At 46.4% G+C, this 22900-nt stretch carries 16 protein-coding genes; 7 read left to right on the forward strand and 9 right to left on the reverse strand.

Annotation, left to right across the window (positions count from 1 at the left end; all coding sequences use genetic code 11):
• The first annotated feature begins 239 nt into the window (after positions 1-239).
• Complete coding sequence (locus HRQ91_RS07275; RefSeq protein ID WP_210118938.1) at positions 240-1202, forward strand: formylglycine-generating enzyme family protein; 963 nt, start codon at positions 240-242, stop codon at positions 1200-1202.
• 263 nt (positions 1203-1465) lie between these two features.
• Here the strand turns inward: HRQ91_RS07275 and gpmA are convergent, their stop codons facing one another.
• The 5 genes from gpmA to HRQ91_RS07300 form a co-directional block, all read right to left on the reverse strand.
• Positions 1466-2212, reverse strand: coding sequence for a 2,3-diphosphoglycerate-dependent phosphoglycerate mutase (gene gpmA / locus HRQ91_RS07280; protein ID WP_210118939.1), 747 nt, complete (start codon positions 2210-2212; stop codon positions 1466-1468).
• Between the two features lie 101 nt (positions 2213-2313).
• On the reverse strand, positions 2314-3099 hold the full coding sequence (locus tag HRQ91_RS07285) for a class I SAM-dependent methyltransferase (RefSeq protein WP_210118940.1): 786 nt from the start codon (positions 3097-3099) through the stop codon (positions 2314-2316).
• Positions 3100-3146: 47 nt separating this feature from the next.
• On the reverse strand, positions 3147-3800 hold the full coding sequence (locus HRQ91_RS07290) for a cupin domain-containing protein (RefSeq protein WP_210118941.1): 654 nt from the start codon (positions 3798-3800) through the stop codon (positions 3147-3149).
• 181 nt (positions 3801-3981) lie between these two features.
• The gene (locus tag HRQ91_RS07295; RefSeq protein ID WP_210118942.1) at positions 3982-4824 is read right to left on the reverse strand and encodes a Rossmann-like domain-containing protein; all 843 of its coding nucleotides are present in this window, start codon (positions 4822-4824) and stop codon (positions 3982-3984) included.
• A gap of 248 nt (positions 4825-5072) precedes the next feature.
• Entirely contained in the window at positions 5073-5735 is a 663-nt protein-coding gene (locus tag HRQ91_RS07300) for a Crp/Fnr family transcriptional regulator (protein ID WP_210118943.1), read from the reverse strand.
• Positions 5736-5819: 84 nt separating this feature from the next.
• Between HRQ91_RS07300 and HRQ91_RS07305 the strand changes: the two genes are divergently transcribed.
• The 3 genes from HRQ91_RS07305 to HRQ91_RS07315 are packed head-to-tail and all read left to right on the forward strand — an operon-like array spanning position 5820 to position 8189.
• Positions 5820-6797: an ABC transporter substrate-binding protein gene (locus tag HRQ91_RS07305; RefSeq protein ID WP_246473185.1), complete on the forward strand. Its 978-nt coding sequence runs from the start codon at positions 5820-5822 to the stop codon at positions 6795-6797.
• The gene (locus HRQ91_RS07310) at positions 6772-7506 is read left to right on the forward strand and encodes an ABC transporter permease (protein ID WP_210118944.1); all 735 of its coding nucleotides are present in this window, start codon (positions 6772-6774) and stop codon (positions 7504-7506) included. The genes HRQ91_RS07305 and HRQ91_RS07310 overlap by 26 nt, the downstream gene beginning before the upstream one ends.
• Positions 7507-7508: 2 nt before the next feature.
• Positions 7509-8189, forward strand: a complete 681-nt coding sequence (locus HRQ91_RS07315; protein WP_210118945.1) for an ABC transporter ATP-binding protein — start codon at positions 7509-7511, stop codon at positions 8187-8189.
• Between the two features lie 3 nt (positions 8190-8192).
• On the opposite strand, the gene HRQ91_RS07320 is transcribed toward HRQ91_RS07315, so the two are convergent.
• Both HRQ91_RS07320 and HRQ91_RS07325 read right to left on the reverse strand, forming a co-directional pair.
• The gene (locus tag HRQ91_RS07320) at positions 8193-9566 is read right to left on the reverse strand and encodes a sodium-dependent transporter (protein ID WP_210118946.1); all 1374 of its coding nucleotides are present in this window, start codon (positions 9564-9566) and stop codon (positions 8193-8195) included.
• An 81-nt stretch (positions 9567-9647) separates the two neighbouring features.
• The gene (locus HRQ91_RS07325) at positions 9648-10433 is read right to left on the reverse strand and encodes a protein-ADP-ribose hydrolase (protein WP_210118947.1); all 786 of its coding nucleotides are present in this window, start codon (positions 10431-10433) and stop codon (positions 9648-9650) included.
• 333 nt (positions 10434-10766) lie between these two features.
• Between HRQ91_RS07325 and HRQ91_RS07330 the strand changes: the two genes are divergently transcribed.
• The 3 genes from HRQ91_RS07330 to HRQ91_RS07340 all read left to right on the forward strand — a co-directional run bounded on the left by HRQ91_RS07330 (position 10767) and on the right by HRQ91_RS07340 (position 13979).
• Entirely contained in the window at positions 10767-11675 is a 909-nt protein-coding gene (locus HRQ91_RS07330; RefSeq protein ID WP_210118948.1) for a sugar phosphate isomerase/epimerase family protein, read from the forward strand.
• On the forward strand, positions 11644-12381 hold the full coding sequence (locus tag HRQ91_RS07335; protein WP_210118949.1) for a phosphatase: 738 nt from the start codon (positions 11644-11646) through the stop codon (positions 12379-12381). Before HRQ91_RS07330 ends, HRQ91_RS07335 begins: the two co-directional genes overlap by 32 nt.
• 74 nt (positions 12382-12455) lie before the next feature.
• Positions 12456-13979: an FGGY-family carbohydrate kinase gene (locus HRQ91_RS07340; RefSeq protein WP_210118950.1), complete on the forward strand. Its 1524-nt coding sequence runs from the start codon at positions 12456-12458 to the stop codon at positions 13977-13979.
• A gap of 124 nt (positions 13980-14103) precedes the next feature.
• Here HRQ91_RS07340 and HRQ91_RS07345 read toward each other — a convergent pair whose 3' ends face one another.
• Positions 14104-16494: a transglycosylase domain-containing protein gene (locus HRQ91_RS07345; protein ID WP_210118951.1), complete on the reverse strand. Its 2391-nt coding sequence runs from the start codon at positions 16492-16494 to the stop codon at positions 14104-14106.
• Positions 16494-22496, reverse strand: coding sequence for an alpha-2-macroglobulin family protein (locus HRQ91_RS07350; protein ID WP_210118952.1), 6003 nt, complete (start codon positions 22494-22496; stop codon positions 16494-16496). The genes HRQ91_RS07345 and HRQ91_RS07350 overlap by 1 nt, the downstream gene beginning before the upstream one ends.
• Positions 22497-22900 lie beyond the last annotated feature (404 nt).

Consider the following 22900-nt stretch of genomic DNA (forward strand, 5'->3'; position numbering starts at 1 on the left):
CCGCCGGTAAACGGAGGATCTATCCGATCAAAAAAGTAAAATTCAAGTTGACATGCAAAAAAAATCATGCTATTGGTAAAAATATCAATAAAAAAAAGAAAGATTTTAAAATTACCGGCAATGGACTTTATAAGTGCACACCGGTATTACGCAAATCTTCAAGGAAGGATTCTATGAATGTTATTCGTAATGTTTGGTTCTGTCGTAAAAGTGACCGGCCTGTGCAATGGCAAAATCGTATGTATGTATGTATGTATGTATGTATAGCTCTTCTAGTAAGCGGTTGCTCGAATGCGGCAGATAGTTCAAATTCCAGTATCGATAATTCCGGAGGCGGAAGCATACCGCCGATTGTCGCCCCTACCGGAAATTATAATAAGATAACCTGTAGCGGCCAGGTCGGTACCGTGACCTTTGCAATGAAGAGTATAGAACGCGTGGAAGACGGTACGGTAGGCGATGACAGCATAAATAATAATAAAGTGCATAAAGTAAATTTGACAGCTTTCCACATAGGTACGACCGAAGTGACGCAAGAGTTATGGCAAGCGGTGATGGGGGAAAACCCGAGTCGTTTTCAGGGATCCGACAAATTACCTGCAATAAATGAAGCACAGGAAAAACGACCTGTAGAGAATATTAACTGGTTTGACTGTATTGTGTTTTGCAATGAACTTACCAAAATGGTAAACGGCGGATCAGATTCAGAATGCGTCTATTATTTAACAGGCGAAGAAACGATAGTATATACGAAGGAGCACGCCGAAGCCGAAAAAACACCTATACAAAAAATGGATAAAAAAGGGTTTCGGCTTCCGACGGGAGCCGAATGGGAATGGGCGGCGCAGAGCGGTTCTTCCCATCAAAAATATGCGGGCACGGATGATGCGACACAACTCGATGAGTATGCATGGCATACGGGCAATGCCGATAAAAAAACGCATCAAGTCGGATTAAAAACGGCAAATGCATTCGGATTATATGATATGACAGGGAACGTAGAAGAATGGTGTTGGAACGGTTTTTCAACTTCTACGGATTCGGAAAAAGACGATCCTACGGGTTCTTTGAGAACTGACCGCATCCGACATGGCGGTAGTTATAGAAGTGAGGATAAATATTATGTGATTGCGCACCGTCCTATAAGTAGACCTAAAATTTCTACCAACGATCGCGGCCTACGCATAGTATGCAGACCTTAACATGCGCTGTCCGTGCGTGTTTTTATAATCATTAAAGGGAAAGGGCTGTCTAAAAACTTCAGCCAGTTTCCTTGATCTAGCATGCGATGTTTAAAATTAAGTCATTACAATACAAAGACTTAATTTTAAACTCGTCGGGGATGGCGAAAAAGTAACAAACTTTTGAGACATCCCCTTATATTAAAAAATCACATTGCAAGGAAGGCTGTTGAAAAGTAACAGACCTTTGAGACAGTGCAATATTCCCAAAGATTGAAACAATCTTATTTCTTTTTGCCTTGGTTGGCGACGGCTTCCATTTTCGCCTTGAGGGCTTCCTGGTTGCCCAGATAGTATTTTTTAGATACTTTAAATTTGTCGTCAAATTCGTATACAAGAGGAGCGCCTGTAGGAATATTGACATTTATAATTTCATCTTTGTCCAAACCGTCAAAATATTTTACAAGCGCGCGCAAAGAATTTCCGTGAGCCGCAATGATGACGCGTTTACCGGCCTTCATGTCTTTTTTAATCACGTCTTCAAAATAAGGAACTACACGTTCTATCGTCGTTTCAAGGCTTTCGTTTGCGGGAAGAAGGGATTTATCCACGTCCCTGTACATGGCCTGCTTTTTAGCGGAACGCTCGTCGTTGTCCTCAAGAGCGGGCGGTTTTATATCGAATGATCTTCGCCAGATTTTTACCTGCTCTTCGCCGTATTTGGCCGCAACTTCGGATTTATTGAGTCCCTGCAAAGAACCGTAATGGCGCTCGTTAAGTTTCCATGTTTTAACGACAGGAAGCCAGTTTCTATCCATCTCGTCGAGTATATGATTAAGAGTATGGATCGCCCGCTTTAAATACGACGTATAGCAAACGTCAAAATCATATCCTTCCGCTTTCAAAAGCTTTCCAGCAGCCTTTGCCTCTTCATGTCCCTTTTCACTTAAATCCACATCCGTCCAGCCGGTAAAAAGATTTAATTTATTCCATTCGCTTTCACCGTGACGTACTAAAACCAGCTTTGTCATTGTCTTTCTCCGTGTTATAAAATCATTTAATGCTAACTATTTGATTTAAAAAAGTCAATCGCACGCCGTGTATCTGACTGCCGTGTATCGATAAAGGAAGACTACGCTCCCGGCGGCGTCCTGACGTGCGCCGGTTTTACGCACGCATTGCAAACATAGCCCAAAGTATCTTTATTCTTATTGAAAAACAAAAACATCCTGCCGAATGCGGATCTGTTCTCTTTTTTTATTGCATTTCTTATTATGCGCAAAGTCTGCAAAATGCCTTCGTCGTGCAGCATCCCCGACGGGCTTAACAATGTCATTTTTCCGTATTTTTGTGTAACGTCAAATCCGTTTGAACGGAATTTTTCTTTCCAGCCGTCAAGATCAAGGGGTTCGACGCTCACATTTATCGCCTTGCTCAGCCCGGAGCGAAGATCCTTTTGCTGCGACGGATCTTTTACAGTAAGGACCACATCTTGTGTCAAAAGCATTCCTCCGGGGCGCAATATGCGAAAATATTCTTTGAGAGCCTTATCTTTATTTTTGTCAGAGAGCATGGTAAGCATTGCCTCGTTTATAATAAGGTCGAAGCTTCCGTCCTTAAACGGCAAATCCTGTGCGTCGCCATAGACTGCGGAAAGCTTATTCTGAAGGCCGTTTTTTTTGATGTTTTCAGCCGCTTTTGAAAGAACGGCTTTATCAATATCGACTCCTGTAACGCTGCAGTTAAATCTCTTACTCAGACGGATCATCGTCCTGCCCGCGTTACACGCAACTTCAAGAATTTCAGTATCCGCCCGTATATTTGCCCGATCGATAAGCCATTCGGTAGCGGCCGTTCCGCCGGGGCGCAATACGGTTTTGCCCAGCCGCGCTAAAAATACATGACCCGCTTCTATCATAAAACACTCCGCCCGCGCTCGTAAACCGACGTAAACGGCTCAGATTTTTAACCGCGGATAAGCAGCAGCGCCATTTTGAATTTACCTGCGGCCTTTACATAATGACTTCCGTTTTTATCAAATTTGAAGTTTTCCCCTTCGTGAATGCGGTATTCTTTTCCGCCGGAACCGATTATACCTTCGCCTTCGAGCCCGAACACGATAGCGTCGCCCGGAGCGGAATGTTCAGGAAGACCGGTTCCTTCGTCAAAGGACATGATCACAAATTTAGCCTTTTGATCGTCAACAAGATCCATGTTCACAACCTTCCCTTCTTTATAGGGAAGAAGATCCTTCAGTTTAAAAATTTCCGCGCTTTTTAAAATACTGTTCATAGCACACTCCTTAAAAAATATTATTTCAGAATACACGCATCCTTTTTCAGTCTTTATTCCTACCGGTATATTTTGCGGTACGACAAAAATGTCTCCTTTTTTTAGGCCTTGACCATCGTCCGAAAGATAGAGGACTTTTGCGCCGCCTTCTTCGATCTTCCAAATTTTAGGATAGCCGTAGCTTTCAGGGCTTATGTTCGTCATAGCCGCAAGAGAAAACACCGTCATGCAGCAGGAATTTCCCTGCAAAACGGTTTCAGATACGGTGCAGCCTTTCACGGTCTCGTTATCTTCAGCTATAGAAAATACTTGTCCGCTGTGCAGCATGTTTCCTCCTCAAATTAAAAATTACGAATGTTCAGCCCCGAAACGGCAAAAACGTCCGCCTCGGAACGGCGAAACTTAAAAAAACTATTCGTTCCATAAAACCGCCGAATGATTCATTTTATTCAGAACCGCGGTCGCACACGGACGTGCGACTTACAAGTAATCTCGGCATTCACACTAATCAAACTTTTTTTTCAAGCTCATATATGTTCATATAATCAAATTCTTTATACGACTGATCCGGGCCGAGCGCCGCTTTAAGATATTTTTCCTTATCGATCAGCGTAGTGCTGAAAATATAGTTAAAACCAATATCGAACAGATAATCGGGACAAAGTTCACAGCTTGGGCCGTAAATTCCTATTATATTTGCGTTTTTGCAAGCTTTAAGCAATTTCATATACGAATCGTTTACAATAGTGCTGCCCGACATGATTACGATATCAAGTTCCGCCAAAAGATCCGCAAATTCTACGGCGTTGCGTCCCAAATGCCACAAGATACTGTCCGGATAACAACGTAAGCCGTCTTTGCACCTGTAGCTTAAAATTTGCTCCGGCGAGCGTAAGTCGAATACGTGAAATTCTCCGCATCTATTTAAAAAACGGTTGATATAAACGCCGAATCCTATAAGTCCTATCTTTTTGCCTTCCGTAGGATAATTAAAATTAAGCCCTTCCGTTCTGGAAATTCCGCGGCGCTTCAAAAGTTTTACACTGTTTAACGGCTTGCTCATAAGACTGCTTAAACTCACGATCAGATTTCTAAGGCGAACATCTTTTTTTTCAAGCAACCGTTCAATGCATAAGTCCACGGGATTTCCGTAAAGGTTTTTTGCAATTTTTTCGTACTGCTCCAAATCAAGAGCATGCCCGGCGCGAAGCGCAAGGCTCATATTTTCTGACGTATCCGCCGTCATAATCCAGCGGAATCCGACAATGAGTTCGTCAAAGACCGGCACATTCAATGCAAATTTTTTATAATAATTTCGATTTATATCAAGAATTCTCTTTAAATCATCCATAAATTTTCGCACTCCCTGCGTTCGTTCTTAAAAAAACGACATGCGAAGAAATTTCAATTTCCGAGAATGCCGTTTTCGTGCGCAAAATACGCGCAAGTTAGCCGTAATTAACTAATATCAGATTTAGCGAAGAGAATCCGTTGCCTGTGCAACAAGCGGCATGTTTTTAGCGATTTTTAGTAATTTTCGGCGATTTGCAGCAATTTGCCCATAATAAACTGCATAAACCGCGGCTGCGAACGGCAATTCTACAGCAAAGTTATTTTTTTACCTTCAAGTTTTATGATCTTTTCTTTATTCATCCGCCCCAATTCCCTTGAAACGGCGCTTCGATCCGCACAGATAAATTGAGCAAGTTTTTCCCGCGTAAATGGAATTACAAACGGATTTTTATTCAACGTTCGGCTTGTAACATTCAGATAAAATAAAATTTTACTGCGCAACGAAGTTTGAATGAGCAGTTGTATCTTCATGTTAAGCTGCTGGGCGTCAAGCGCCATTTCCTTTAAAATATTTTCCAAAACGATAACTCTATAAGGACAGGTGCAGCGCTCGTATTGTTGTCCGCCGGGCATACGGATAAAAAGCACCTTTGTTTTTCCCACACTTACCATTCTAAGAAAACGATTGGGCTCCCGCAAATAACACAGAGCCGCGCCGAATAATTCCCCTTTACCGACCTGCTTTAAAAGGACAACCTTTCCGTCTATTCCCACATGCTCTATGTTTACTTCTCCACTTATGAGAATTCCCATGTACGAAACCGTATCATCAAAATTGTACACTTCCTGCCCGTCGTCAAAAGACTTATAAAATCCCCTGAGACATGCGATAGCTTTATCAATATCTTGAACGGGAATTCCTTTAAATATTTCAGTATGAGACAAAAACAAATTGTAAATATTCAGCATATTCAGCACCTGTTGTTGCGGCGGCAACAGAACACATCGTTAGCTTATGCTAACTTTAGATTGATGTCAATAATCAGGAGGATTATGATGAAAAAAATACTTTTACTGACAATCACGCTTTTTATTGCGTTGAATTTTACAGGGTTTTCAGCGCCTGAAAACAAAAACAGCGGCGCAAAGACGACTATTCGCGTAGGCATTCCGAAGGCGCCTCCGGCTCTGCCGATTCTTCGCATGATAGATTCTCAAGCGATGGGCAAAAATGTAGAAATAAATTTTACAATCTGGGACGCACCCGAAAAACTTATCGCAATGGTGCAAAGCAGCGACTTCGATATGTTCGCCTTTCCTCTGACGGTAGTAGCCAAGCTGTATAACAGAGGCGTTCCCGTAACGCTCACGAACGTGAACACCTGGGGAGTTACATATTTTTTGACGACGGATCCCGATTTTAAGAATTGGTCCGACCTTAAAAACAAGACCGTGTACGTTCCTCTTCAGTCGTCTCCGCCGGACGTCATTACGCAGTTTTTTATGAAAAAAGCGGGTCTCACTCCCAAAAAAGACGTTACGATTATTTACGCTTCAATAGCGGAAGTCGGCCAAATGATGGCGGCAGGAAAGGCGCAGTATATTACTATGATAGAGCCGCAGGTAACTTCCGTCCTTATGCAAAACAAAAATGCGCGAGTCGCATTTTCTTTTGAAGACGAATGGAAAAAATTTACCGACAACAGCACTATCATTCCGAACGCAGGTTTCGGAGCCAAAACAAAATTTGTAAAAGAAAATCCGGAACTGACAAAGCAGTTCGAACAGGAATACGAAAAGGCTTTAAATTGGGTGCTCGCGAATCCCGACAAAGCGGCGTCTCTTGCGGAAGAGAAGCTCGGCCTAAAAGCTCCCGTAGTGCAAAAGGCAATTCCGCGCATGGGACTCACCTATAAAAACGCGTATGACGCAAAAGCCGATCTCGAGCAGTTTTGGCAACTGCTAGTCGATTTTGATCCCGCGACGATAGGCGGCAAGGTTCCTGATGAAACTCTCCTCTATAAGAAATAGAATTATAGCCGCGCTTTTCATGCTATTTGTATGGTGGGTACTCTCGTTGGCGTACCCGCCGCTGATAATACCGGATATTTCTGCGGTTGCCGAAAAGCTTGTACAAATCATATCCGATAAAGACACGACAAAAGAAGCGGGCAGAACTCTCGTCCGTCTTTTAGCGGGGTTATTTTTCGGTATGGCGACCGGCGGCGCCGCCGGTTACGTATGCGGCGTATGTAAAACATGTAGGGAATTATTTAAACCGGTACTTGGCGTTTTACAGGTTGTGCCGCCGGTCGCGCTCTTGGTGCTTGCCATAATATGGTTCGGCTTCAACGGGAAACCGGCCGTCGTTATAGCTGCGGTTTCAGTATTTCCGATCACGGCCATTACGGTACAGGAAGCCATACTTCACATAGACCGAAAACTTGTCGAAATGGGCAAGGTGTTCAAATATACTAAAAAACAGCAGCTTTTTTTGATCACGTGGCCGTCCATAAAACCGCGCTTTTATTCCGGCTTGAGGATCGCATTGGGAACGGCTTCAAAAACCGTCGTCATGGGAGAAGTTCTTACCACTTCCACGGGCATTGGAGGGCAGATCGTTACCGCAAGGCTTAATATCGAACCTGAAACCATAATAGCTTGGACGGTAATTTCCGTGTGCATGTATTATCTTCTTGACGCGACAGTCAATCTCTTATTCCCTTCAAGGAGAACTTAAAAGTGGTTTCCGTAGCAAACATAAAAAAAACATACAATAGCAAAATCGTCATCGAAGATCTTTCTCTTTCCGTAAAGGCCGGAGATCTTGCGGTCATAGTAGGGCCTTCGGGCTGCGGAAAATCGACGCTTCTAAACATCATTGCAGGCCTTGATCAAAATTACGAAGGGAAGCTGCAAACATCGGGAAAAAAGATCGGCTACGTTTTTCAGGAAGACCGCGTGCTGCCGTGGCTTACAGTCTTTCAGAACATAAAATCCGTAAATCCTTCGGGAGAAGACGACGTGGTTCAGCATTTTATAGATGCGGCAGGTCTTACCGGGTTTGAAAAATATTATCCCGACGAACTGAGCGGAGGCATGAGGCAGCGCTGTTCCATCGCACGGGCGTTGTATTACGGAAGCGACATTCTTCTTATGGACGAACCGTTTAAATCGCTCGACTATGTGATAAGGCAAAAAATGATCTCGGATCTGCTTAAAATACACGAAGAAGAAAAAAACACGATATTGTTCGTCACTCATGATATTGAAGAAGCCCTTACCGTCGCCGACACAGTCTTCGTATTAAAAAAAGACCCGTGTAGGCTGGCGGACACAATAAACATGAAAACAGGATCATCGTGGTCCGCCGAAAAAAAACAGCAATTAAAAGAGAAAATTCTAAAACTGATCGCAGCCTAGGGATTAAAAGTTAAAAGTGTCTTTTAGTCCTATAACGAAAATACATATTATTATGATCGGAAGAACATAGGCCATGTACGGACGGAGCCACTTCGGCATCTTAATTCCTTCACCCGTATTCGCTTCGTCAATAAAATTTTTCCATCCCCATCCGCCCTTGTACATACAAAACAGTAAATAAATCAAGGATCCTAACGGCAAAACTATATTGCTTACCAAAAAATCTTCAAAGTCCAGAACGGAAGAATTCCCCCCAAGCGGATGAATGCCTGAAAGCAAGTTAAATCCCAGCGCGCACGGAAGGGAAAGTACGGTTAAAAGAGCAATATTCGTAAACGAAACCTTTTTTCTGGAACATCCCGTAAGGTCCATACAGCAGGAAATTATGTTTTCGAACACTGCGATAACGGTAGAAAACGCCGCAAACGCCATAAAGATAAAAAACAAACTGCCCCAGAAACGCCCTAAAGGCATATGATTAAAAATATTGGGCAATGTTATAAAAACAAGATTCGGACCGCTGTCCGCCTTTACGCCGAAAGAGTAACATGCAGGAAAGATCACAAGGCCTGCAAAAACCGCCACAAAGGTATCAAGAGCCGCTACGCGGACGGATTCTCCGAAAAGGGTGTGCTTTTTATCCACATAGCTTCCGAAGATCGCCATCGCGCCGATTCCCAAGCTTAAAGTAAAAAAAGACTGGTTCATCGCTGCGACGATCGTCGCGCCTATTCCAACCTGATACATACGCTTAAAGTCGGGAAGAAGATAAAATTTCAATCCTTCCATGCCGCCGGGCAAAAGTATGCTGTTCACCGCCAGAGCGACAATTAAAACTATGAGAGCCGTCATCATGATTTTTGTGACCTTTTCTATGCCGCTGCGTAACCCCATGGAACATATTAAAAAGCCTGCAACGATAACTACGACCATCCACAACACCATTACGGACGGCTGCCCGAGCATACCCCCGAAAACCTTTGCAACCTGTTCTACATCTTTACCTTTAAAGCTTCCTGTCGCAGTAAGATAAAAATAATGCAGCATCCAACCGGTAACTGTCGTATAAAACATCATTAGAAGATAGTTGCCCGCCATCGCAAAATATCCTTGCAAATGCCATTTTTGTCCCGAACGCTGCAAAACCTTTGTGCCTAAAAGAGGACTTTTTCGGCTGGCGCGGCCTACGGAAAATTCCATTGTCATAAGCGGAATTCCCATGATCACAAGAAAAAACAAATAAACCAAAACAAAGGCTCCGCCGCCGTACAATCCTGTTATGTACGGAAACTTCCATACGTTACCGATTCCTACGGCGCATCCCGCAGAAAGCAAAATAAAACCCAGCCGGGAACCTAAAGTCTCTCTTTCTTTCATAAAACATCTCCAAAACTATTATGCTTATCACATTTACCGCAATAACGGCAAGCTGTGCAAGGGTAACCGTTTATTTAAGGATTATAAAGTTTTTTCGGATAAAATTCTCCTGTAAAGAATTTCATCCTGTTCGGAAAACACATTGAATATGACTTTTATGCCGCTTTTGGAACTCGCCTTGTAAGAATTTACCGTCTCGACGGCGATCTGAGCCGCGCTTTCTTTAGGAAAATGAAATACTCCCGTAGAAATACAGCAAAAAGCGATGCTTAAAACTTTGTTTTCTTCCGCAACTTTTAAGCAGGACGAATAGCATGACGACAACATCCTTCGATCGTTTTGGGTGAGCGTTCCGCGGATAATGGGGCCGACGGTATGAATTACGTATTTGCTCGGAAGATTAAAGGCCGGCGTAATCTTTGCATGCCCCGTAGGTTCTTCATGCCCCTGTTTTTTCATCATGTCGCCGCAATAAAGGCGCAGCTGCATCCCTGCAAACGTGTGAATACAGTTATCGATGCAAAGGTGGCATGGAACATAGCACCCCGTCATTCCGCTGTTCGCCGCATTTACTATGGCGTCGCATTGCAGCAAGGTAATATCGCCTCTCCATACGTAAATATCCTTTTGAATCGGATCGAGATCCGAGAGCTTTACCACATTTTTATGTGAAAGTTCTTCGGCAAGATATTCGTCCTGAACCTTAAGAACGTCGCGTTCAAGCGGCGCGGCTTCACGCACATTCATGAGCGAACGCAAGAGTTTTTTCTGTCCGTCTTCATCGGAAGGGATCCGCACATCGCTGTAATCTTTATTTTCATAAATCAATTTATTTATCAAAAATAAACGGCGTTCGCTTTGATTCATAATAAATCTAAGTATACGATTATCGGGGATAAGTGTCGAGTTTTCAAAGCGAAATTTAAGAAAATCACACGATATAAAGCTGAATACCGAGTTCTTCATTGCTTGAATCCGCAAGCAAATATTTTGTACTGGAAGAATTAAAAGCGGAGCGGAATGTATCATTTTATTGGAAAAACATTTATAATTACCGAAACTATGTTGGTATATTTTTGGATCGACTACGGGAAATCCGTGGCGGCACAGCAACAAACTTTAGAAGTCTTTGTCGTGATGTTTTGGCCTATAGTCAGCAGCAAAATTTCCAAAAATCGAAGTCAAAAAAAGGGCTGAAAAATGAAACTTTCAACTGAAAACGGAGAACTAAGAGTTCGTCTAGGCGACAGAAAGACAATCGAAATGCTTTCAAAAGTCGGGTTTGATGCGATTGACTACGGTTTTTCTCCATGGCTTGAAAGAGGCGAAATGATCTGGAATACGGATCGTTATGCCGAATACGCCAAAGAAGTAAACATGATCGCAAAGGATAACGGAATATACTTTAATCAGGCGCACGGGCCGTTTGTGTTTGATACGTCGTTGTTTCCGGATTATTCAAAACAGGTAATTCCTCTGTTTAAAAGATGTTTCGAAGTCTGCGCGCTTCTGAATATTCCGCACATGGTAGTTCATCCGATTCATCATCTCCCTTATAAAGGAAACGAAGATCTTTTGTGGAAGATAAATAACGATTTTTATCGCATGCTCCTTCCTTTCTCTAAGGAAACGGGAGTAAAGATCGCATTGGAAAACATGTATCAGTACGATGGCAAAAGAGGAGTTTTGACTACGGACGTATTTGCCGTGCCTGAAAAATATGCGGAATTTTACGATCAGCTTAATGATCCGCACTTTATATGCCTTGTAGACACGGGACATTGCGGCATTGTCGGAGAAACGACTGAGCGGATGCTCCGCGTAATGGGTAAACGCATTAAGGCTCTCCATTTAAATGACAATCTTTTTAGAACGGACGATCATATTATTCCCGGCCACGGACTTATGAATTTGGATCAGGTGATGAGAACCTTGGCGGAAATAGACTATGAAGGTGACGTGACCTTCGAAGTTTTAAACATATACAGAGCGTATGACGATTCGTTCCTTGAAACTTCCGCACGTTACCTGCATGATGTAGGAAGATACATAATTGCAAAAATCGAAGGTTATAAAAATGCAAAAAAAACAAATAAAGATAATCGCTGACACTCACACGCACACTATAATCAGTTCCGATGCTTTTAGTACCCTTCTGGAAAACATTCATGCCGCAAAAGAGCGAGAAATAAAATATATTTGTCTTACCGAACATGTTTATTCTGTCTTACCCGATGCGCCTAAACCTTCATATTTTAAAAGTATGCATGCATTGCCGCGGGAATTCGAAGGAATAAAATTAGTACGCGGCGTAGAAGCGAACATCATTGATTACGACGGAAAACTGGATATGCCTTCCGATATACTTCAATGGCTGGATTGGGTGATCGCTTCCCTGCATACCGGAGCTATAGCTCCTGCCACTGAAAAGGAACATACAAGAGCATGGTTGTCTGTCGCAGAAAATCCTGACGTGGATGTAGTCGGCCATTGCGCAGATCCGCGGTATGCATTTGACATACAAAGCGTAATAAAGGCTTTTGCAAAATATGAAAAGATCGTAGAAGTGAACAACCAATCGCCGGTTGTGCGCCCCGGCTCCGAACCAATTGCGCTTGAAGTGCTTTCCGCCTGTAAAAAATACGGAGTTCCGGTAGTTTTGTCTTCAGACGCACACTTCGTTCACTGCATAGGGAAATTCGATAATTCCATTGAGCTTATCAAAAAAGCGGATTTTCCGATTGAATTGATTTTGAATGCGGATTTAAAAACTTTTGAAAAACTCATAAAGACAAAAAGCAACGGTGCCTTTTAAATGTCTCCCTAGGTTCTCAGTCAAAAGTTTTTAAAATTTTAACAAGCCTCAAACTATAAACGGAGCGTTTTACAATGAAATATTTTTTAGGAATTGACAACGGCGGAACCAGCACAAAGGCTGCGGTTTACGATGAAAACGGCAGAGAACTGTCTGTAGCGGAAACTTCCACAAATCTTATCGTTCCAAAGGTGGGTTTTGCAGAACGCGACATGGAAGAAATGTGGCAGGCTAATTGCACTGTGATTAAAAAGAGCATAGATAAAGCGAAAATAGATCCCAGCGACATCGCCTGTATCGCGTGTTCCGGACACGGCAAGGGCGTTTACCTTTGGGGAAAAAATGGAAAACCTTCGTACCCGGGAATATGTTCGATAGATAACAGAGCATGGGAATATCCTAAAAAATGGGCAAAGGACGGAACTGAAAAAAAAGTATTTGAAATTTCAAAACAGCACATACTTGCGTGTCAACCCGTGTCGCTACTGGCATGGCTGAAAGACCACGAACCGAATGTAATCCCCCAAACCCAATACATATTCAGCTGCAAAGACTACGTCCGCTTCAGATTGACAGATCAGGCTTTTAACGAAAGAACGGACGCGTCCGGAGCAAATTTCGTTAATTTAGATACGGGGGAATACGACAAGGAACTTTTAAGCTTATTCGGAATTGAAGAATGTTACGACAAACTTCCCGCTTTAAAAAATTCGGCGGACATATGCGGTAGAGTGACAAAAAAAGCCGCAGAGGAAACAGGTCTTAAAGAAGGAACCGCAGTAGCAGGCGGCGCCTTTGACATAGATGCGTGCGCGCTCGCACTGAAGGTTTTTGACGACAAATGCTGCTGTATGATCGCAGGCACGTGGAGCATAAACGAATACGTTTCTTCATTTCCCATATTAACGGGCGAAATTTTGATGAATTCATTCTTTTGTATACCCGGAAAATTTCTTGTAGAGGAATGCAGTCCTACGAGCGCCGGAAATTTGGAATGGTTCATACAAAATCTTATGCCGGAGCTGAAAAACGAATGTAAAAAAAATCAAAGCAGCATATACGAGTTTATTGAAAATTCCATACGTTCCCTTCCAAGCGATGAAAACTGTCCTGTTTTTTTGCCGTTTTTGCTTGGAAGCAACGTCCATCCTCTGGCCTCAAGCTGTTTTATAGGGATGAGCAAATACCACACGAGAGCTCATCTTTTAAAAGCGGTATTCGAGGGCATAGTGTTCTCGCACAGATACCACTTTGAAAAATTACAACGAGCGGCAAAAAAAACTTTCGATCTCATCCGGCTTGCGGGAGGAGCAAATAATTCGGTCGCATGGACGCAGATTTTTGCGGACAATATGAAAATTCCTATTGAAGTTATGGATGTGAACGAAACGGGCACTTTAGGCTGCGCCGTAATAGGAGCCGCAGCGACAGGCACGTACTCGTCGCTCTCTCAGGCTGCACAAAACATGAGCCGTGTGAAGCGTGTAGTAACTCCGAATAAAGACAATTATTCATATTATGACAAAAAATATTCACTGTATAAAAAATGCATAGATGCGCTTGAGCCGGTATGGGAAGAATTCGGTAAAGACGCATAAGGATGGCCGGTAAGGCATGACAATCCGTTTGACGGGTGGTTATGATTTCCCAAATTATCGGCTTGAAAAATCGCTAAAGGAGAGCTTTTAGAGATGTCCAATAGGAGCACAAGTTCTCTAACCCCTACTCTACCGTAAAAACGACGGTTTTCTCTTCGTCCGCGCACACGGCGCGCACACGGTGTTTTCCTTTACCCGCGCTAAGATTTATAAAAAACGGGCGTTCCAAGACCGCATACTCCGCGCCGTCCAAAAACACGCGCACCGTATCGCCGTGCCCGCCGTTTATTTCAAGCGGAACGACGGCGATGTTTTTATACGCACTGTCGTAGAGGAAACGGCTTCCCGACACGGGGCGGACTATAGCAAGCGGAGCGCCGCCTGCATTGACGGCACCGTAACGTTCGGCCGACAAAAACCAGTTTCGGTACTCTTCGGGATACACGGTTTTTAACCTTCCGTTTTCTTTTGTATGCCAGGTGCAGCGGAGCCTTTTTTTATCTTCGGCGGTAAGGGAATCGGGAAGGTATTCGCTTATCGTGTTCGGACAATCGGGAGAAGCGATCATGCCCGAAAGCGCGCACACGGTTCCGCGGTGCCAATGTTCCGGTTCGGCAAAGTTGCGCGCCGGAAGAATCTTACCGCTTCCGTCCGCAGAGGTTTGCAATCGGGTAAGCACTTCTTTTGCGATGTAAGCGGGAATCGAACTGCCCGTTTTACCGATAACGGTTTCGCCGGAAAAGTTTCCGAGCCACACGCCCACGGTATAGGCGGAACTCGCACACAGAGCGATAAGGCTTTGATATTGATTTGCCGTTCCCGTTTTGAACATGGACGGAAAGTCCGTTTTGAGCACGGACGAAAAACCGAAGCCTTTTACGCGCGCTTCGCTGTCGGACAAAATCGAACAGATAATGCGCGCGCTGTCCGGAGAATATACGCGCGAAGGCGAAAAATCGTCGTTTACCGAATTGGGCGGCGAATCAGCCGAGCGAAGTGCTTCTCCGCTGCTGCCGGAATCTTCGAGCAAGCGGAGCGGAATAACCGTTCCGTCGCGCGGAAAAACGCTGAATGCCCGCACCAATTCATACAAGGATACCCGAGCACTTCCGAGCGCGAGCGCAAGCCCCGCGTCGAGTCCCTTTGTGCGTATCGAATCGAAATGCAGTTTATCGAGCGTGTCGGCATAAAAAGCTTCGCCGATCGAATCCAAGAGGCTTACGGCCGGTACATTCAAACTGGATGCGAGGGCGGTACGGAAGCGCACGGGGCCGTTATAGCGGTTGTTGAAGTTGCGCGGAATGTACACTTCGTCCGAGCCGAAGCGAAGCGGAATGTCGGGGAGCACGTCGGAGGGCTTATAGCCTTTGTCCAGCGCGAGCGCGTACAAAAAAGGTTTTGAGCTCGAACCGCTTTGGTTCATCGCGGTAACGCCGTCGATCTGCCCCTGATGGTCGCGGTCGAAATACGAGTTGGAACCGACCCACACGATGATGTTCCCCGTTTCGTTTTCGATTGCAAACACCGCGCCGTTGTACACGCGCGCATGTGAATTGTTTGCAAGTTCGCCCGCCAAAAGATTTTCGGCGTGAAAAGAAAAAAACGCATCGGCGGTCAATCGTATTTCCGGGGGAAGGGAGCGGCCCTCGCGCGCAAACCGCCTTTTCAAAAAATCAACGCAGTGCGGCAAATAAAACGGATATTCGGCACGCCGCGCGTTTTCGGCAACGCGCACAAAGTGTTCAAGCGGCACGTAAGCTGTTGGCGCGTCGTGACCGGAATCGGCGGCGGAATTGCCGGAAGCGGCAGACGAATTGCCGAGCGAACGGTACAGTTCACAGGCGCGCTCGGCGCACACCTGCGGGTGCTCGAGTGGATTGTTGCCCGAAGGGCGGCGCGGTATAACCGCAAGGCAGCACAGCTGTTCTATGCTCAGCTTTTCAAGCGGCGCGGCAAAAAAAGTTTTTGCGGCGGACGTAATGCCTTCGGTTTGGAAGCCGAAGGGCAGCGTATTCAAATACAGCTCGAGTATTTCGTTTTTGCTTAAGCGTCGCTCTATGCGAAGCGCGTTCCATGCTTCGTTGAGTTTTGCCGCAAGCGTGCGTTTTTTTGCCGGAACTACAAGACGGGCAAGCTGCATCGTAACGGTCGAAGCGCCGCTCACTCTTTGAGCGTTCCGTATATTTTGCAGCGCGGCGCGCACTACGGCCGAAAAATCAAGTCCGCAGTGCGAAAAAAAACGTTTGTCTTCGGCCGCTAAAAAAATATCAATGGCTTGCTCCGGCATAGCCGAAAGCGGAGTAAACTCTCGGCGCACGCCGCCTTCGAGCGCAAGTACTTGCACCAATGTGCCGCGCCTGTCGTAAATGCGCGTACTCCAATCCCGCTTCCTAAACGCGTTGAGCTTCGGAAACGGCAAAAAGAAGAGGTCAAGCACGGCAAACAAAAGCAACGCGCAGGCGGCACAAAAACCGGCAGCGCGAACGTTTTTTTGTATCTTCGAAACGGCCTTCATTATTTTATCACAAACAGGTATCCGTCGGTGCGGCCGAACACTTCGTTTTCATACATACATTCGGCGGTAAGCGGCGGACAGGGATACACTCCTTTTCTGACGGCGCGGAATTTAAATCGCACCGTATCGCTTCCCTTTTCCCAATCGTTCCAAAAATACTGCACTTCGTTGTCGTAAATGCGCTGACTGCTCATCGACCTTCCGTAAAACCGGCTATACCAATCGTCTTCATCGTCGGCATCCTCGTCTTCGGCACGATTGCTTCCGGTAAGGGAGGCGGTTGTAACAAAGGCCGCGTCGATAATTTCGGCCCCCGACGGCACCGGTGCGCGAAGCGCCACAAAAGTCCGGTCGCGTCCCGACGACAATTTTATTTCCATTTCGTAGGTTTTGCCGCTTTCAAGCTCGATAAGGGAAGAAGAAGCCGAAGACGGTTTTACGATTTTATCGGTTTCGGCATCGCGGAGAACATACGAAACGCCCAAGCCTTCATCGCGAGAGGTTTGCATTTCCTGCGGAATGGCATATCTGAGCGATGTCGTATAATACAGCGAATTCGAACCCTTTTTTGTAATTGTAAGCGGAAGCAGCGTATCGCGCTTTACGGCACTCAAGGGTTCGGCGTCGAAATCCGCGGTAAACGTAAGAGCTTGCGCTCCCGCGCCTTTAAAGCTTCCGGAAACCAATTCCTTTCCGTCCACCGATGCCGAAGCGCTCATATTCAAGTTGTCGAGTTTTGCCGTTTTTATGACCGTATATACCGAATCCAGCACAAAGGCGGTAACGGCCGTGCTTTTCCAATAGCCGGCTTTTTGACGCTGCAAAAGCGTATACAAAAGCTTTGTAATCATATCGTCATCGGCATTAAGCAGCGTAAACAGTTTAACCGTCAGCGCATAATCCATGGATTTGTCGTTCGCATACCAATAATAGTACCTCGATTCGTCGGGAGAAGTTATGTCCACGCCGCGCGTATCGGGCCGCAAATAGCGGCGTATGGTGTCCGCGTACTGCTGCGCCTTTTCCTTATCGCCGGAAGAGCCGCGCTCGAGGCAGGCCAAGCCGGCCAAGGCCGCAGTCGAAATATCGGTATCTTTAGCGGATACGGACGGCAGCAAAGAAGCGGGAAAACTCTTTCCGTTGAGCGCGAGTACATAGCACGCATACGCGCGAAGATAATCGCTCAGATACTTTTTGTTGATGTTTGACGAAACATATGAAGCAAGCCTTTCCGTATTGAGCGCAATATCCTTGGCACTGTAGCCGCGTTCCTTTGCAAGCGCGCACAAATGAGCGATGCGTACGCTCACGTAAAAACTCGACTCCGTACCCTCGGGCCAATACGGGAAACCGCCGTCATCCTGTTGAATTTGCTTCCATGAGGCAAAGGTTTCCCTTACGGTTTTCTTTACGTCGGGCACTTCGGTTTTCAGGCCGAAGGTAGCGATGTAGTCGCCGAAAACAACCAGGGGCAACAAGCGCGCGCTTTGCTGTTCCATGCAGCCGTACGGATAATTGAACACGTAATTGACCGCCGACGAAAGCGTCGCCAAGCGGGTTGCATCCAGCGTAACCGACAAAGAACCGGCGTTCAAATCGGAAAAAGACGGGAGTGCCACCATTTCGGAAGCCGAAGAAGCGGAACGCTCGACGGTTCCCGTCGCCGTAAAGGTTTCGAACACAAAGGGGTGCTCGATAACAAGCGGCTGCACCAAGCGCTCTTTTAAAATATCCGACGATACCGAAAACACGACTTCGACTTCTCCCGCTTTTTGAGCGGCAAGATCAAAATACACCGTTGACTGTGCGCCGCTTTCGACCTTCACCGTTTTTTGCGCGCTGCCGTCGAAAAAGGCTTTACCGGCGGCTTTGCCCGCGGCGCTCTTGGCGGATTTTCCGAGGTTTGCCGAATCGGCTCCCTGCGGAGAGCGTACTTCGGCTTTTACCGTTATGCTGTGAGAACGCGAATCGAGGTTTGAAATCAGCACGCCGCATTCGGCCGTGTCGCGCTCGCGTAAGCGCCGCGGTTTTACGGCAAGCACGTTTACGGGATTTTGCACGAGCATTTCGTCTTCCTGCAAAGCGAGTAAATCCTCGTGAACGCCGAAGGCCGTAATGCGGTATGTCGTAAGCGTATCGGGCAAAGTGAATTCGGCACGCGCTTGACCATTTTTGTCGGTTTTTAAAACCGGTATAAAGACGGCTGTCGGGTCGAATTTTTTGCGTTCCTGCTCCTTTTCTTCATCGGCAGCATCTCCGCCTTTCAGGTTTTTTATTTCGTAAGTTACCGGATCCATAAGCAGCGAGCGCGAATCGCCGCCCTTTACGCAAAGCGGAAAATTGTATTCGTTGTAAAAAAAGTCTACGGGATTCGGAACGTGGTAATTGATTAAATCCAACACGCCGCGGTCTACCGCCATAAGGGTCAGCTCCGCGTCGGCAAGCGGCTTTCCGCCCTTTGTCGCATTCAGCACGATAACCGCTTTTTCGCCCGGACGGTACGAGGGTTTGTCGGCGGCAACGTCGATCGAAAAAGCTTTTACGCGCGGATTTACAAACACGGCGGTCGAACCGAAAAAGCCCTTGGGTTTGTCCATGTCGGCTTCGCCGTACTGATGAGTCGGCTTTCCCGAACGCACGGAATACGAACACACGCTCACGTATATAACCGGCACGTAATTGAGCGCAATCGGGATTTCCAACACGGCGGTGCTTTCTTCAAAACGGCGCACTTGTTCGGTAAAAATTCCTTCGCGCTCAACGGTAATAAGATAGTTGCCGGCAGGAAGCGGGCTTTCAAGCAAAATGCGCGCCGTATCGCCGGGATTGTACTGCGATTGGTCGGGAGTTAGGCGCAGCGAAGATTCAAAGTCGCGGTTCCAAAAAACGGCGCCCGAACCGGTTACAAAAAAGGAATATTCGGTTTTTGCAATTTTACCGTTTCTATCGGTTCCGCTTAACACGAGCGTATAATAGCCGGCGTTTTTAGGCATAACTTTTACCGAGCCTTTGAGCGAAGGTTTTATCGAAGAGGTATATTCGCTGACGCTTTGTTTTTCGTAGCTCGCGTATACGCTGCCGGAAGAACCGTACTGCTGCACCAAATGCCAATCGTCGCGTATAAGTTCGGCGGACAAATTGCCTTTAACAAAATCCAAAGAAGCAAGCGCCTTTCCGTCGGCGGAAGCGAGCATAAGCGGAAAATTCAATTCCTGCCCTTTTTTTGCAAAGCCGGTAATGCCGTCGGGTTTTGCAACTCCGATGTAAAACGACGCGGGATGAACCGTTACCGCATTGCGCGCGGCAATAAGCTGATTGCTTATGTCGGTTACCGCCGCTTCGGCAAAGTAGCGGTACGGAGAACCGACAATGCCTTCTTCGGCGGTCGTATACGAAATGCGTGCGCTGCCGTCGGCGGAAAGCTTTCCTTCAAACGAAGAAAGCTGTTCCATTGAACGCTCGATTTCGCGCGGGCCGAAAGTATAATTTTTAAGTGTGGGGTCGTCGCTTGTAAAATCGCAGCCCTTGCGCACCCAGCCGCCTGTGTACGTCGCTTCGGCCAAAGAGCCGCCGGACAAATACGAAGCTTTAACCGAGCCGCTTATAGTGTCGCCCGCGACGAGGGTCGCATCGCTCAAGGCAACTTCCGCTTGGAATTTTACGCGTTCAAAATACGCGACGGTAATATTGATTTTGCGGTTCCGCCACTCTCTTCCGGGGCGCTCGTATACAAGCACGTATTGACCGGGCTCTACGTTTTCAGGAAGTTTAACGGAACCCCAAAAACCGCCCGATTCGGAACAAGTGCCGTTCAAATGTGCAACTTCTTCGGCATCGCCCCACACGTTTTCTTTTAACGTTATCGTATAATCACCGGTGTACGGAGTGAACGAGCCGAGCCTTTGCGTGCGGTCGATGCCGCGGAACGTAATCGTTTCGCCGGGCTGGTACAAACCGCGGTCGGAAAACATAAATGTACGCTGAAAATTCTGCACGCCGGTATCAATATCACCGACCGAAGAAACGGAACGCCATTCGCGGTGCGTATCCGGATAAAACACCGCGCGGTCTCCGTCTTTTTCCACATAAACGGCTTCCCGGTATGAGTCAAAAAATGCCGCACTCCAACGGTCAAACTGCAAAACGGCAAGTCCGTTTTTATCCGTCGTGCCCGAACCGAGCGCGGTTGTTGCCGCAGTGCTTACGGGATGCTCACCGCTGTACATGTACACATTCGCCCCTTCGACAGGATTGCCGCTTGCAAGACTTGTTACCAGTACGACCGCCTTATTTACTCCGTACCGAACCGTAATGCCCAAATCGGTTACCTGAATACTCGTGCAGTTTTCCTGCGTGTGAAATTTGCCCTTGTCCCAATAGGACGGAACGGTCATCTCCGCATCGAAGCGCACAAAGCCCTTGCCCTTATCCAAAAGCGGCTCCAAATCGATAACTTCAAACTGCCTTTGATTGCGTATTTTTATGTTCGGCGCTACCGCGTCTTTATCGGAAATAGACGTTTGCCACGACTTTATGTTGAGCGGAGCGTCGGTTTTTACGATACTGTAACGCGAGGGTTCGTACAAGTTTTGGTATTCGAACAAAAATTTGTGCGGATAGGCGGCTTCGAGCATTTTTGCACCGCTGTCCAAAAACCTCACGTAACTTGCCGCTTCGGGAACCCGAACCGAAACGGACTTTCCGGCTTTTAATTTTCTGCCGTACACATCCTTTATGCCGTCTTTAACGGTGAGCGTATATTTTGAATTAAAGTTGACGGGAAGTCCGTAGACGATGACCGTGCTTCCGTTTACTTCGATGTTTTCTTTCTTTATGGGCATCGCGGGTTCGGTCGAAAGATTCGCCGAAACCGAGGAGGGGTCAACATTGTGCGAAAAGCGCAGGTACACGGGATTTAAAAAGCGCCCTGCCGAACGCTCTACGTCGGTATCCTTCAATCGGAACGGCAAAAGCGTGTGGTAACGGACGCTCAGCTTATCGACATAAATATACACGTCGGTGTCGAACGGAATGTTTCCCTCTACGGCGACCAGCAGCGATTTGTCGTCTTTTTGACTCACGGTACAGGGCAAAACGCCGCCGTCAACTTCGGCGCGAATACGGGTTGAAAAATCTTGCGCTTTAACCGGATAGTTGAACGTAAGCAGCACTTCGTTCGCCGCTTCGGGTACAACGTCGTCCTCATCAATCCACATGCCGGATTTTTTTGCAAACGAATAGCCGACCGTAGAACCGGTAATGCGCAGCTCTTCGCTTTTGATTTTAAAAACGCGCTCGCCGGTAATCGGCTTTCCGCTCAAGGATTTTACGCTGTCGTTTACGGTAATCGTGTATTCCAGCAAGGGGTTGATATTTTCGCTCGCTTCAAACGACAAATGGCGCGAACCGTACCAGCGGAAGACGCCTTCAATCGCAGGCTCAACTTTCATATAATCCGACTTTGAGGACGGTTCTTCGAGCGCGCTTATCGCCTTTACGGGAAGCGAAAACACAACGTAAAAAGACGGCTGGCGGATTGCCGCAGGCAGCTCTTTTTGCGGCCCCCAATCGACGACGGTTAAATCGCCCTTTTCTTCCGCCGCGGGAACGACTTCTCCCGAAACGCCTGCGGGAATGACAAATGCATTTTTTGCAGAGCGCGTTGTCGTATACGCGGTTTTATATTCTTTTAAAGGGCGCACGGTCGAAGAGGCCGCGCCGGACTTTGCCGCACCGGATGCATTTTTTTTGGCGGAAACCGAAGAAAATCCGCTTAAATCCCGTTTTTTTGCCGGCAAATCCGGTTCCGGTACCGCCTTTTCATATACGGGAATAAACGCTTGTTCAAAGCCGGGAATATCGGCAAGATCGCCGCCGTTTTCATCCGACCATGCCTGTTCGCTTTGCTTCGCTTCGGCATCCTTTTTTGAACAGTTGCTGACAAAAAAAAGCACACAAACCAACATCGCCGCAGAAAACGGCAAAAGCATATTTTTTTTCACGGGAATACCTCTGAAAGACAACCGCGCAGCCGGCAAAGCTCCTCCGTATGCGAGGGCACAGCCCCCTAGCACACGGACAAAACCTCTCCTCAAGCGCACTTTTATCAGATCATAATATGATGAATTTGCGCTGAACGCAAGCGGAGAAATAACGCTTTCACTTGCCGGAACGGGTTCCGAAAACGGCGATGACGGAAAAATTTACGGCGACGTTTCGAATTTGACAACGGCAAAAAACATTGTCGAAAAAATCACCGTAAAATAAGAAAATCAAGTCCGAAAAACTCATTTAACATATGCAAAGGCAGCAGGATACATTAAGGAGTTGCCGTCAATTCCCTTTTTGCGGCATTCCGGGCGGCATGCCATTTATTTCCCCCATTGTCGCTTTACTTGCAGAAATA

Origin of the sequence: Treponema parvum (genome assembly GCF_017893965.1) — a bacterium.
Classification (GTDB): Bacteria; Spirochaetota; Spirochaetia; order Treponematales; family Treponemataceae; genus Treponema_D; species Treponema_D parvum.

Coding starts and splice junctions, on each gene's coding strand:
- HRQ91_RS07275 (WP_210118938.1), top strand. CDS start 240: ATGTATGTATGTATGTATGTATGTATAGCTCTTCTAGTAAGCGGTTGC.
- gpmA (WP_210118939.1), bottom strand. CDS start 2,212: ATGACAAAGCTGGTTTTAGTACGTCACGGTGAAAGCGAATGGAATAAA.
- HRQ91_RS07285 (WP_210118940.1), bottom strand. CDS start 3,099: ATGATAGAAGCGGGTCATGTATTTTTAGCGCGGCTGGGCAAAACCGTA.
- HRQ91_RS07290 (WP_210118941.1), bottom strand. CDS start 3,800: ATGCTGCACAGCGGACAAGTATTTTCTATAGCTGAAGATAACGAGACC.
- HRQ91_RS07295 (WP_210118942.1), bottom strand. CDS start 4,824: ATGGATGATTTAAAGAGAATTCTTGATATAAATCGAAATTATTATAAA.
- HRQ91_RS07300 (WP_210118943.1), bottom strand. CDS start 5,735: ATGCTGAATATTTACAATTTGTTTTTGTCTCATACTGAAATATTTAAA.
- HRQ91_RS07305 (WP_246473185.1), top strand. CDS start 5,820: ATGATGAAAAAAATACTTTTACTGACAATCACGCTTTTTATTGCGTTG.
- HRQ91_RS07310 (WP_210118944.1), top strand. CDS start 6,772: ATGAAACTCTCCTCTATAAGAAATAGAATTATAGCCGCGCTTTTCATG.
- HRQ91_RS07320 (WP_210118946.1), bottom strand. CDS start 9,566: ATGAAAGAAAGAGAGACTTTAGGTTCCCGGCTGGGTTTTATTTTGCTT.
- HRQ91_RS07325 (WP_210118947.1), bottom strand. CDS start 10,433: ATGAATCAAAGCGAACGCCGTTTATTTTTGATAAATAAATTGATTTAT.
- HRQ91_RS07330 (WP_210118948.1), top strand. CDS start 10,767: ATGAAACTTTCAACTGAAAACGGAGAACTAAGAGTTCGTCTAGGCGAC.
- HRQ91_RS07335 (WP_210118949.1), top strand. CDS start 11,644: ATGCAAAAAAAACAAATAAAGATAATCGCTGACACTCACACGCACACT.
- HRQ91_RS07340 (WP_210118950.1), top strand. CDS start 12,456: ATGAAATATTTTTTAGGAATTGACAACGGCGGAACCAGCACAAAGGCT.
- HRQ91_RS07345 (WP_210118951.1), bottom strand. CDS start 16,494: ATGAAGGCCGTTTCGAAGATACAAAAAAACGTTCGCGCTGCCGGTTTT.